Raw genomic sequence first — 12,638 nt, 5'->3', positions numbered from 1 at the left:
AGGCAAAATAGCACCTATGCACGTGAATTAAATTTCGCTCATCAATTAGCTAAACTATTGTTATAACGATATATTTTTGACGCCAATTTTTAATCGATCAAAAAAGCCGAGGGATTAACCTCGGCTTTCTTTATCAACGTAACAGAGTAAGATTACACTTGCTCGTCATCACCGTCATTCACATCCGGTGCGTCAGTTGGCGCGCTCACTTGTGCTGACTCATCTTGCTCAGCATCTTCGCCATCGATGATGTCTGCTTGTTCGATTTCATCGATACGTTGTAATCCAACGACCGATTCATCTTCAGCGGTGCGGATCAGAGTCACACCTTGTGTGTTACGACCGACTTGGCTCACTTCCGCCACACGAGTACGTACCAGTGTACCGGCATCGGTGATCATCATCATCTCATCGCCTTCTTCTACTTGAACAGCGCCAACGACTGGGCCGTTACGTTCAGAGACTTTGATAGAGACAACACCTTGGGTTGCGCGACCTTTAATTGGGTATTCCGCCAATTCAGTACGCTTACCGTAGCCGTTTTGCGTCACAGTGAGGATATCGCCTTCGTTCGCAGGAACAATCAGTGACACCACTTGGTCATCATCCGCTAGCTTCATACCGCGCACACCTGCTGCGGTCCGGCCCATCGCACGGACTTTATCTTCACTAAAGCGCACCACTTTGCCCGCTTTAGAGAACAGCATAATGTCGCTTTCGCCGGTAGTGATATCCACACCAATCAGTGAATCGTCATCACGCAAGTTCACTGCAATCAGACCATTTGAACGAACATTGGCGAATTGATCCAGTGACGTTTTCTTCACTGTACCATCGCCTGTCGCCATGAAGATGTATTTGTCTGCCGAGAACTCATCAACTGGCAAAATAGCGGTAATACGCTCTCCCTCTTCAAGAGGCAGAATATTAACGATTGGCTTACCACGCGCTGTGCGTGTCGCTTGAGGCAATTGGTACACCTTCAAACGGTAGGTCTTACCGCGAGTCGAGAAGCAGAGAATATTGTCATGCGTATTGGCGACAAGCAGACGCTCAATAAAGTCTTCTTCCTTCATCTTGGTGGCGCTCTTACCTTTACCACCACGACGCTGAGATTCGTAATCACTCAGTAGCTGATATTTCACATAACCTTCGTGAGACAGGGTTACCACTACGTCTTCACGAGCAATCAGCTCTTCCATATCGATGTCATGGGTGGCCGCTGTGATTTCTGTACGACGAGGATCACCGTAACCATCACGTACCGCTTCTAACTCTTCACGGATAACTTCCATCAAGCGCTCAGTGCTAGCCAGGATGTGCATAAGCTCCGCGATTTCATCTAGAAGCGCTTTGTACTCATCAAGAATCTTCTCGTGCTCTAGACCGGTTAGACGATGTAAACGAAGTTCTAGAATGGCTTGCGCTTGAGTTTCTGTTAGGTAGTACAGACCATCACGGATACCGTATTGATCTTCTAGCCATTCTGGACGTGCGGCATCAGTACCAGCACGCTCAAGCATTGATGCAACGTTACCCAAATCCCAACCACGCGATACCAAGCCCACTTTCGCTTCTGCTGGTGTTGGTGCGTTTTTGATCAGTTCAATAACTTCATCGATGTTTGCAAGCGCAAGGGATAGCGCTTCAAGGATATGCGCACGTTCACGTGCTTTGCGTAGTTCGAAGATAGTACGACGAGTGACCACTTCACGACGGTGGTCAACGAAGCACTTCAACATGTCTTTTAGGTTGAATAGCTGTGGCTGGCCGTTATTTAGAGCCACCATGTTGATACCGAAAGTCGTTTGCAGCTGAGTCTGTGCGTAGAGGTTGTTGAGCACCACTTCGCCTACTGCATCGCGCTTACATTCAATCACAATGCGCATGCCGTCTTTATCAGACTCGTCACGCAGTGCACTGATGCCTTCCACTTTCTTATCTTTAACCAGCTCAGCAATCTTTTCGATCAGACGAGCTTTGTTCACTTGATAAGGAATTTCAGTGACAATAATGGTCTCTTTGCCATTCTTCTCTACTTCGATTTCCGCTTTAGAACGCATGTAGATCTTACCGCGACCGGTTTTGTACGCGTCTACAATGCCTTTGCGGCCACTGATGAGCGCCGCAGTCGGGAAATCAGGACCCGGTATGTAGTCCATAAGCTCATCAATCGTGATTTCTTCATTATTGATGTAAGCCAGACAGCCATCAATCACTTCACCTAGGTTGTGAGGCGGAATATTGGTGGCCATACCTACCGCGATACCAGAGGCACCGTTCACCAGTAGGTTAGGAATTTTTGTCGGCAGTACCGCAGGGATTTGCTCTGTGCCATCGTAGTTTGGCACGTAATCTACGGTTTCTTTGTCTAGGTCAGCGAGAAGTTCGTGGGCAATTTTTGCCATACGCACTTCGGTGTAACGCATTGCTGCTGCGGAGTCACCATCGATAGAACCAAAGTTACCTTGGCCATCAACAAGCATGTAGCGCAATGAAAACGGCTGAGCCATACGTACGATAGTATCGTACACAGCACTGTCACCATGAGGGTGATATTTACCGATAACGTCGCCAACAACACGGGCAGATTTTTTGTATGGTTTATTCCAATCATTACCTAGTACGTTCATCGCGAATAACACGCGGCGGTGTACAGGCTTTAGGCCATCACGCACATCTGGAAGAGCACGACCAACGATGACTGACATCGCATAGTCTAGGTAGGAACCTCGCAGCTCATCTTCAATGTTTACGGGCGTGATCTCTTTAGCTAGATCGCTCATAGAGCCATTATCCCTCTATTTATAGATCGTATGTACAATACGTTTAAGGTGCAAAAATATAACACACAAATCAATAGTTCGGCATTACTTTCCCTCTCGTTTTATCAGGTTGTGAGCTTGGTTGTGAATCAAACGCTGAGAAATTGCACACTCATGAATTATCTTGCTGATTAATGACTACTTTTTAGCCAGCCATACAGAAAAGTGCGCCCTTTCATGGTGCCAAGGAGATGATTGAGTATAATGTCGCCCAATAACCTAGGTATGGATACAGAGATGACTATGAGCCAATCACAAAACGTCGATCCAAAAGAGATAAAGAAATTCGAAGATATGGCATCACGTTGGTGGGATTTAGAAGGCGAGTTTAAGCCCCTTCATCAAATCAATCCCCTACGCCTACAATATGTGCTCGACATGGCCAGTGGGCTGTTTGGCAAGCGTGTGTTGGATGTCGGTTGTGGCGGCGGCATCTTAGCTGAGAGCATGGCGAAAGAAGGCGCGGAAGTAACCGGTCTCGATATGGGCAAAGAGCCCCTTGAAGTCGCTCGCTTGCACGCCTTGGAAACCGGCACTCAGTTAACCTACATTCAGAGTACCATTGAAGACCATGCGCAAACCCATGCCCAAAGTTACGACGTTGTGACGTGTATGGAAATGCTTGAGCACGTTCCTGATCCGCTTTCCGTTGTGCAATCTTGTGCTCGCCTTGTCAAGCCAGGTGGTCACGTCTTCTTCTCGACACTTAACCGCAATATCAAGTCTTATCTTTTTGCGATTGTCGGTGCGGAGAAGCTCCTCAAAATCGTGCCGGAAGGCACCCACGAGCATGAGAAATTTATTCGCCCATCTGAGCTTATCAAGATGATTGATCAAACGGATCTTACTGAACTCGGCATTACCGGGCTGCACTACAATCCGCTCACTGATCGCTATCGATTAGGCACTAATGTCGACGTGAACTACATCGTCCACACCCAAAAACGTTGATCGATGAACCCCGTCAGCGCACAACATCTAGTGGTCATCTCCTAGGCGGTAACACAAGTCCACCGCCTTTTTAGGTCGATTTTTGTGCACGTGATTCCATTTTAAACACATCAAAAAACGCAGAAAAAAAATTAGCAAAGATCAAGGAATTTTTTTTTGTTTATGGTTACTTCTAAACCGATTCCAAAACGGTAATTTTGTACAATCTTGTTTGCCCTTTCCTCATCGGTTAGTAGTCACTTACTGTTTTTTCTATTTTTGTCAGTTATCCACAAGTCATCCCAAAACTGTAACTTGAAAACCGTCTTCGATAGCTCTATCTTGTAACCCGCACATCGATGCACCCCTATATATTGTGTTTGTACTACAATGTATAGAATGATTTTGATCACAAAGCTGGAATCAATTTTACAAGAATTACATATAAACACGGCTTTAATCAGTTTTGTTAGGGAAATGAAGCAGAATGAACCAACAACTCACCGTTACTAAACGTAATGGCAGCAAAGAAAACATTGATCTGGACAAGATCCACAGAGTGATTACCTGGGCAGCAGAAGGCCTTGATAATGTCTCTGTGTCGCAGGTAGAACTTCGCGCTCACATCCAGTTCTACGATGGCATCACCACTTCTGATATCCATGAGACCATCATCAAGTCAGCCGCTGATCTTATCTCAGAAGAGACGCCAGATTATCAATACCTCGCCGCTCGCTTAGCCGTCTTCCATCTGCGTAAGAAAGCGTACGGTCAATATGAGCCACCAACGCTGTACAGCCACGTTGCGCGTCTTGTCGATATGGGTAAATACGACCAGCACATCCTAGAGGACTACACTAAGTCTGAGCTAGATGAGCTTGATGCTTACATCGACCACCGCCGCGATCTCGACTTCTCTTATGCCGCTGTGAAACAGCTGGAAGGTAAGTATTTCGTTCAAAACCGTGTGACAGGGGAAATTTACGAGAGCGCTCAATTCTTGTACATCCTTGTGGCAGCGTGTTTGTTCGCAAACTACCCGAAAGAGACGCGCCTTGACTACATCAAGCGATTCTACGATGCGACGTCGACATTTAAGATTTCTCTGCCTACGCCAATCATGTCGGGTGTACGTACCCCAACGCGTCAATTTAGTTCATGCGTACTGATTGAGTGTGGCGACAGCCTTGATTCGATCAACGCGACCGCAAGCTCCATCGTGCGTTACGTATCACAACGCGCCGGTATTGGTATCAATGCAGGTCGAATCCGTGCTCTGGGTTCAGAGATCCGCGGCGGTGAAGCGTTCCACACTGGCTGTATCCCGTTCTACAAATACTTCCAAACCGCCGTCAAATGCTGTTCTCAGGGTGGCGTTCGTGGCGGCGCAGCAACCGTCTTCTACCCTATTTGGCACCGCGAATCTCAGACATTGATGGTGCTAAAGAACAACCGCGGTGTCGAAGAGAACCGTGTTCGTCACATGGACTATGGCGTTCAGCTTAACCGCTTGATGTACCAACGCTTGGTTCAAGGTGGCAACATCACCCTATTTTCTCCTTCTGATGTCCCTGGGTTGTACGATGCATTCTTCGAAGATCAGGATGAGTTCGAACGTTTGTACGTTAAGTACGAAAACGATCCATCGATTAAGAAGGAAACGGTGAAAGCCATCGATATGTTCTCTATCTTGATGCAAGAGCGCGCATCCACAGGACGTATTTACATTCAGAACGTCGACCACTGTAATACGCACAGTCCTTTTGACGCCAGCGTTGCGCCGGTTCGCCAATCGAATCTGTGTCTTGAAATCGCCTTGCCGACCAAGCCACTGAGCAATGTTGAAGATGATTCTGGCGAAATCGCGCTCTGCACGCTTTCTGCTTTCAACTTGGGTGCTATCCAGTCACTGGATGACTTCGAAGAGTTGTCTGACTTGGTCGTACGTGCACTTGATGCACTGCTTGATTACCAAGACTACCCATTACCAGCGGCGTATAAGTCCACCATGAACCGCCGTACACTCGGTGTGGGCGTCATTAACTACGCTTACTACCTCGCGAAAAATGGCGTGAAATACTCGGATGGCAGCGCCAACGGACTGACGCACCGCACTTTTGAAGCGATGCAGTACTATCTACTTAAGGCGTCCGTTGCACTGGCGAAAGAACAAGGCAAATGCCCATCGTTCCACGAGACCAACTACGCGAAAGGCCTCATGCCTATCGATACGTACAAGAAAGACGTGGACTTAGTGTGTGATGAACCTCTGCACTACGACTGGGATGGCCTACGTGAAGAGATCATGACACACGGTCTGCGCAACTCAACATTAACCGCGTTGATGCCTTCTGAGACCTCATCTCAGATCTCTAACGCCACCAACGGTATTGAGCCACCGCGTGGTTATGTCTCTGTTAAAGCCTCAAAAGACGGCATCTTGAAACAAGTGGTGCCTGACTTTACTGCGCTTAAGAACAACTACGAACTGCTTTGGAATATTGGTTCAAACGACGGTTACTTGCACCTAGTGGGCATCATGCAGAAATTCGTTGACCAAGCGATTTCCGCGAACACTAACTATGACCCAAGCCGTTTTGAAAGTGGCAAAGTGCCAATGAAGAAACTGCTGCAAGACCTTCTGACTGCGTACAAATACGGCGTTAAAACCCTGTACTACCACAACACGCGTGATGGCGCGAGCGACGACCAAAAAGACGCCGTTCAGCCGCAAGACGACGATTGTGCAGGCGGCGGTTGTAAGATCTAACGCTTACTAGGATTTGCAACGTTTAACCAAATTAATGCCCCGAGTCTCGGGGCATAAAAGGAATTGAGGCATCATGGCTTACAGTACTTTTAACCGAACTAAAAATGATCAACTCAAAGAGCCTATGTTCTTGGGCCAATCTGTCAACGTCGCTCGCTACGACCAACAGAAATTTGAGATATTTGAAAAACTGATCGAAAAACAGCTTTCTTTCTTTTGGCGTCCAGAAGAAGTCGACGTGTCGAGTGACCGCATCGACTACAACAAACTGCCAGAACATGAAAAACACATTTTCATCTCCAACCTGAAATACCAAACGCTACTTGACTCGATCCAAGGTCGCAGCCCTAACGTCGCGCTGTTGCCTTTGGTCTCTTTGCCAGAAGTCGAAACGTGGATCGAGACTTGGTCGTTCTCTGAAACGATTCACTCACGCTCTTACACGCACATCATTCGTAACATTGTGAATGATCCAGGCCTCGTGTTTGATGACATCGTTGAAAACGAGCACATCTTGAAGCGTGCGGACGACATCTCACGCTACTACGATGATTTGATTCAGATGACCAACGACTATCACCGTTTTGGTGAAGGCACTTATCAGATCAAAGGCGAAGAAGTCACGGTTTCTCTACACAATTTGAAGAAGCAACTTTACCTCTGCTTGATGTCTGTAAACGCATTGGAAGCCATTCGCTTCTACGTGAGCTTTGCTTGTTCTTTTGCATTTGCAGAACGTGAACTGATGGAAGGTAACGCGAAAATCATTAAGTTGATTGCTCGTGATGAAGCGCTCCATTTGACTGGCACCCAACATATGATCAACTTGCTTCGCAATGGTCAAGATGACTTCTCATTTATGCAGATCGCAGAAGAGTGTAAGCAAGAGTGCTTCGACCTGTTTAAAGCCGCGGCGGAACAAGAGAAAGAGTGGGCTGAGTACCTGTTTAAAGACGGTTCTATGATCGGCTTGAACAAAGACATCCTCTGCCAATACGTTGAGTACATTACTAACATTCGTATGCAAGCTGTCGGACTGAGCGCCGCTTATCCAAATGCGACATCGAACCCGATCCCTTGGATCAACGCTTGGTTATCATCAGATAATGTCCAAGTCGCACCGCAAGAAGCGGAGATCTCATCGTACCTTGTCGGTCAGATTGACAGCGACGTACGTGCTGATGACTTCAAGGACTTCGAACTGTAATGCCCAGTATCAAAATCAACGCGATTACCACCATCCAATCCAATTCGTCCAACACGATATTGGAGACGATGGAACAGGCCGGACTGGAACCTGAATATAACTGTCGAGATGGACACTGTGGAGCGTGCCGCTGTACCTTGGTCTCAGGCGAGGTGGAATACGTTGGTTTTGCGATGGCTTATACACAGGGTGATGAAATTTTGCCTTGTATATGCAGAGCAAAGTCGGATGTGGAAGTGGCTGACGTCAATTATCGCCTTAAGGAAAAACGCGCTTAACAGCGATTGGTGAGCGCATACCGATTGACATCAAGCACCATCCTATTCCCAACAACATTAAGGCCAGCGTCATGCTGGCCTTACTCTTTACTGCTGTTATCAATTTTGACACTTCATATCCAATCTTCAACAGCCGAAACTGAATCACTGAAAAGACCAGAGCAACCCAGAGAGCTATCGAGATTGAGGTTACATCTGAAGACGAATACCGGACAAAAACTCATCGGCGGTCATCATGGAGACGGGTTTGTCACCAATCTGTCTTCCGTCATCATCAAACAGTGAAAGTCGATAGCCCAAACTCTCTCTAGGTGTGAGCTCTTCTGGGGCGTTGAGCCACATAGAAATCACATCGTGATGCTCATCACTGAGCGCTTCACCAAGAAATACTTTCTGGCTCGCCACTTGATACCAGATAAGGATCTTCGATTGATTAAACATGTCACTCTCCTTTGCAACACCCTGCCGAATTTCCAGTTTACGATCAATTTTGTTAAATGCACGTTGCAAAAGTAAGACAAACAGCGCTTCTATTGAAAATCATCCGTTTAACCATTAGAACGATTTCTTCTAAAAGGTTTAATTCTGAGGGAGTAAAAAATAAACTTACTTTTCATAAAGATAAGGAGAAGTGACACAGTGAGTCATTTGACAGACTCACTGTTATTGACTAACTCTCGAGCGCATTTCGTGGCACGAACAGCTCTTTTTCACGAGATAACGAGCTGTATTTCGCAAACAGGGGCTTCGCTGACAAATAGCGTCTGAGCATATCTGCAGCCGTGGTCGTAATGATCGTAATTTGATCCTGACGGCCATATTGGCGATTGAACTTCATCGTCTGCCCCCATTCACCTTCTGGAGTCGATAGTGCGAGGGAGAACACCCCCTCTATGACCTTGCCCGTCACAATAGCGACATCCGTCGCGCATTTCTCGCGAGTCGCCCCCGCCAAGGCGAACGCCGCCGCTAATGAATCCTCTTTTTGCTCGCCCACCGAGACCGCATGACCAATCACCCAGCCATGACCACAGTATTGCGCTGCCTCGGGCTCAGCGTGCAACCACTGAGATAGCGCGCCAAACGTCGATTGCTCGGCGGTCGCAATCGATGATTTACGCTCTTCGATTAAAAACGCGACATGCTTTTGCATGGTTTCATCTACCGACACCACACTAGGTTCAATGAGATTAAAGATCAGTTGCAGTAGCTTAACCCGTGTCTCTAGCTCTCCTTTCGGGCCAAAGAGTTTGACCTCAATAAAAGGCAGGTAAGACCGATAGCCCAGAGTGTACCCCTCAGGTAATGACACTTTATCGAGCGTGTCAGACAACGCCGATTCGGACGTGCCAAACGTATAGAGTCGACTGCATTCGTACCCCTGCACTTGAGGGTGCTGCTGTTTTAAATCAGGCAAGATTTGCTCTTTGACCATGCGCTTAAATTCACTCGGCACACCCGGTGTAAAATAAAACACGCAGTCATTGATCACGACCTTAAACCCACACGCCGTGCCGATAGGATTGTCGAGTAAGACACTGCCTTTAGGTAACATCGCTTGCTTGCGGTTACTTTCGGGCATTGCCATGTTGCGGGCAGCAAAAAAGGCCGTCAACTTATCAAGCCACTCGGGATACAGCACAAGCTCCACATCTGCAGCCAACGAAGCTGCGTGCGCGCTTAAATCATCGCTGGTTGGTCCGAGGCCGCCATTAACCACCACCACGTCATAGTTAAAGCTCAACATCAACAGCTCTTCCACTAGGGCACTTTCTTCATCACCAACGGTAGAACGTTTAGCTAGTGAAAATCCGTGTGTAAAGAACTGCTCAGACAGCCAAGCGGCATTGGTGTCGACGATGTCTCCGTGGAGCACTTCTTCCCCAGTACTTAACATGGCAATTTTTAACATATGAATTCCTTTATTTGGTAGCGTCAGCGCGTGAAACTTATCTTTTTGTTATCGCTCTATAGTGACAGACATTACTAATATCACCTAGTTTCTTATTTATGACATTTACTGGTTTGCATTCTCCCCTCTATAAGGGATAATTGTGAGCGCGATCAATATAACAACCCTTTGGAGTTCATGTGTTTAGAAAAAGCGTGGGTGCACTATTATTAACGGCGTCGTCTTATGCCGCAGCAGGAAGCCAACATGATATTCAGCCGATAGAGTTGAGTTATATCCCTGCAAAGCCCCATACCTTCTACGCGCACTCATACCAATACCAAAGCGGTGATCCTTTTACCTTAAGTCTGAGCGCAAATGAGCTTGAGCTCTCTGAGCCTCCTCGCCCACGCTATCTTACGGTGCAAAGTGAGAAAAACTGGGATTACTTGATGGGCCAAACCTACACCATTTTAGGCCTCAGCGTCGCCACTGTCGGTCTGATGACTCTACTGCCTGAGTCCATCACTAAGTGGGATGAAGAGAGTCGTGACCTGAGTAATTTGGGTAAGAAGTGGAAAGACAACGTCTCTGATGGTCCAGTTTGGGATCGTGACGAGCATTTTCTCAATTACGTCATGCACCCCTATTTTGGGGGTGTCTACTACACTGCGGCGCGTCACGCTGGATTCAATGAGTTTGAGTCCTTCCTCTATTCCGCTACGATGTCAGCGTTTTTCTGGGAGTACGGGGTGGAAGCGTTTGCGGAAGTGCCCTCTTGGCAAGATCTGTTCATCACCCCATTCTTTGGCGCCGTGGTTGGTGAGATGATGTTTGAAGCAGAACAAAGTATCGTCTCCGATGGCGGTGAAGTATTCGGGTCCCAAGGCATGGGTGACGTAACACTGTTTTTCTTGAACCCCGTTGGCCATATTCATGGCTGGGTGACTGACGCCTGGGGCGGCAGCGCAGAGTGGCAGTACGTGAGCAATCCGTGGTTTGGTAACCAAGAGGCCGCGACGTTTGCCCTCAATTCAGGCGCAACCTATGACCCCGTCTTTTACGGCTTTGAGCTTAAAGTGACGTTTTAAACCCAACATCTCGTGTTCACACTTCTTCATCGAGCGACGCCATGCGTCGCTTTTTTGTGTCAGAAGTACCAATATTCTCAATTTCAACAATGTATTAGCTTGAAAAATTGACCTAAGTCAAACCTCAACTTTACCGCGATCCTACACTGAAATGAGACGATATGTTTTCGTCCAAGAACGCAGGAGGCACTTATGACTCATACATTTATTGTCAATTTTGTTGGTAAAGCGACGCCAACCACAATCAAAAACCTTGCGGCCATTACCCATGAGAACGGCGGTAAATGGCTGATTAGCAAAGTGAACTTTATTGAGGATCAAGTCGCAGCCGTGATCAAAGTCGATGTCCCGGTGGAGAACGTAGACACCGTCAAAGCCGCATTCCAATCTTATGATGAGTTGTTGGTACAAATTGTCGACTCAGACACTGCGGCTCATGCCTCGGATGCGATTTATCAAATCCGTTTAGACGCTAACGATCGCAACGGCATCGTTAATGAGATCACTCACGTACTGGATGGTCAAGGTATTAATATTCTCGACATGGATTGCCAACGCGTCTTTATTGCGGGCGGTGGCGGAGTGAGCTCGAGTTTGTTCACCGCCAACATGGCAATTCGATTGCCACAGGAGATCAGCATTGACGATGTGGCCAACGAACTCGAATCGCTGAGTGAAGATACGCGCGTCATGGTCGAGTCCTAATTGGACTGTCACCGCCTCAATTAATAGAAAAGCCCCGTTTGGGGCTTTTTAGATCGCATGAGTTAGTGTCAGTGAAATGGTTACTTATAACCACCCTCAACGATAGGTAGCTCTAAGCCTAGCTTGACATAATTTCGCCAAATCGCCTGTTCAGGTAAACTGATAAAACCATAGCGATTGAGCACCGATTGATGCTCTTGGCTCAGTGCCAACTCGATAAACTGCTTTTCTGACGGTGAAAAGTAATTTCGATGCGGTGGCAAATCGAGATACAAGTAATAAACACTCGACAGCGGATAACGGCCCGACAAGATGGTTTCTTTATTCACATCGTAACGATCACCTCGGTCATCGACGACCGACAAGATATTCGCCTCTTGCCAACGTTTGGAATAGGTCACATACGCTAGCGCTTGCTCGTTATCATCCAGCGCCTCTTCCAGCCCCTCTTCATCCGCGACAAACTGCGTCGCCGCATAGGTGCCCTCCTTGCACGTGACCCACTCGTGGAAGGTATGATGGAGTTTTAAACCTTCATCCACCGCAAAAGGCAGCATCAGCGGCGTTTCTGCTTCTTTGCCCCACGTTGACCAGCGCGTAGGCAGGACATCGTCGTTACAACCAAAAACGTCACGGAGCTGTTGCAATGTCACCTCTTGGTTTGGGTTCTCTTCGTTGGCTAATACGGCCACCACATCAGCGGTAAAGTAAAGCTCGGTCGGACGATACCCGGTGAGCTTTTCAAATTTGGCCACTTCTAAGTCCGTCCAACGACGAGCGCTCACACCGACCCTAACTTCTCGGCTAAGCATAGCGGCAGGAATATTTTCTCGGCTAAGAATGTCCAACTGCTCAAACTTGCCATCCGTTAATGCACCGATGAGAGAGACCATATGACTGTCCACCGCCACTGCGGTGATCGAGTCTTGCGCCGATGCGTT

At 47.5% G+C, this 12,638-nt stretch carries 10 protein-coding genes; 6 read left to right on the top strand and 4 right to left on the bottom strand.

The features are described from left to right. Nucleotides 1-152: 152 nt before the first annotated feature. Nucleotides 153-2,786 (bottom strand): DNA topoisomerase (ATP-hydrolyzing) subunit A, encoded by a 2,634-nt coding sequence (gene gyrA, locus AC6R1A_RS14885; RefSeq protein ID WP_487903143.1) that lies wholly within the window; start codon nt 2,784-2,786, stop codon nt 153-155. A gap of 282 nt (nt 2,787-3,068) precedes the next feature. On the opposite strand from gyrA, the gene ubiG reads away from it, so the two are divergent. From ubiG to yfaE, 4 genes are all read left to right on the top strand, one after another. Continuing rightward, complete coding sequence (gene ubiG, locus AC6R1A_RS14880) at nt 3,069-3,776, top strand: bifunctional 2-polyprenyl-6-hydroxyphenol methylase/3-demethylubiquinol 3-O-methyltransferase UbiG (RefSeq protein WP_500633333.1); 708 nt, start codon at nt 3,069-3,071, stop codon at nt 3,774-3,776. A gap of 466 nt (nt 3,777-4,242) precedes the next feature. Beyond that, nucleotides 4,243-6,525: a class 1a ribonucleoside-diphosphate reductase subunit alpha gene (gene nrdA / locus AC6R1A_RS14875; protein ID WP_500633332.1), complete on the top strand. Its 2,283-nt coding sequence runs from the start codon at nt 4,243-4,245 to the stop codon at nt 6,523-6,525. Between the two features lie 73 nt (nt 6,526-6,598). Continuing rightward, on the top strand, nt 6,599-7,732 hold the full coding sequence (nrdB, locus tag AC6R1A_RS14870) for a class Ia ribonucleoside-diphosphate reductase subunit beta (protein WP_500631148.1): 1,134 nt from the start codon (nt 6,599-6,601) through the stop codon (nt 7,730-7,732). Next, a complete protein-coding gene (gene yfaE / locus AC6R1A_RS14865; protein WP_487903141.1) occupies nt 7,732-8,010 on the top strand; it encodes a class I ribonucleotide reductase maintenance protein YfaE in 279 nt (92 codons plus the stop codon). The genes nrdB and yfaE overlap by 1 nt, the downstream gene beginning before the upstream one ends. Before the next feature lie 189 nt (nt 8,011-8,199). Here the strand turns inward: yfaE and AC6R1A_RS14860 are convergent, their stop codons facing one another. Together AC6R1A_RS14860 and AC6R1A_RS14855 are read right to left on the bottom strand one after the other, a co-directional pair. Then, nucleotides 8,200-8,451, bottom strand: a complete 252-nt coding sequence (locus AC6R1A_RS14860; RefSeq protein ID WP_487903140.1) for a hypothetical protein — start codon at nt 8,449-8,451, stop codon at nt 8,200-8,202. Nucleotides 8,452-8,680: 229 nt separating this feature from the next. Next, nucleotides 8,681-9,922, bottom strand: a complete 1,242-nt coding sequence (locus tag AC6R1A_RS14855) for a CinA family nicotinamide mononucleotide deamidase-related protein (protein ID WP_500633331.1) — start codon at nt 9,920-9,922, stop codon at nt 8,681-8,683. Nucleotides 9,923-10,101: 179 nt separating this feature from the next. Here AC6R1A_RS14855 and AC6R1A_RS14850 point away from each other — a divergent pair, with 179 nt between their 5' ends. Then, a complete protein-coding gene (locus AC6R1A_RS14850) occupies nt 10,102-10,992 on the top strand; it encodes a DUF3943 domain-containing protein (protein WP_500633330.1) in 891 nt (296 codons plus the stop codon). Between the two features lie 192 nt (nt 10,993-11,184). Continuing rightward, nucleotides 11,185-11,697 (top strand): glycine cleavage system transcriptional repressor, encoded by a 513-nt coding sequence (locus AC6R1A_RS14845; RefSeq protein ID WP_500631151.1) that lies wholly within the window; start codon nt 11,185-11,187, stop codon nt 11,695-11,697. A gap of 80 nt (nt 11,698-11,777) precedes the next feature. Here the strand turns inward: AC6R1A_RS14845 and AC6R1A_RS14840 are convergent. Further along, the coding region (locus tag AC6R1A_RS14840) for a PstS family phosphate ABC transporter substrate-binding protein (RefSeq protein ID WP_500646195.1) at nt 11,778-12,638 on the bottom strand (861 nt) is incomplete at its 5' end.

The organism is Vibrio sp. R10-SG3-ISO3 (assembly GCF_059834225.1).
This window is presented reverse-complemented; position numbering and strand designations above follow the sequence as displayed.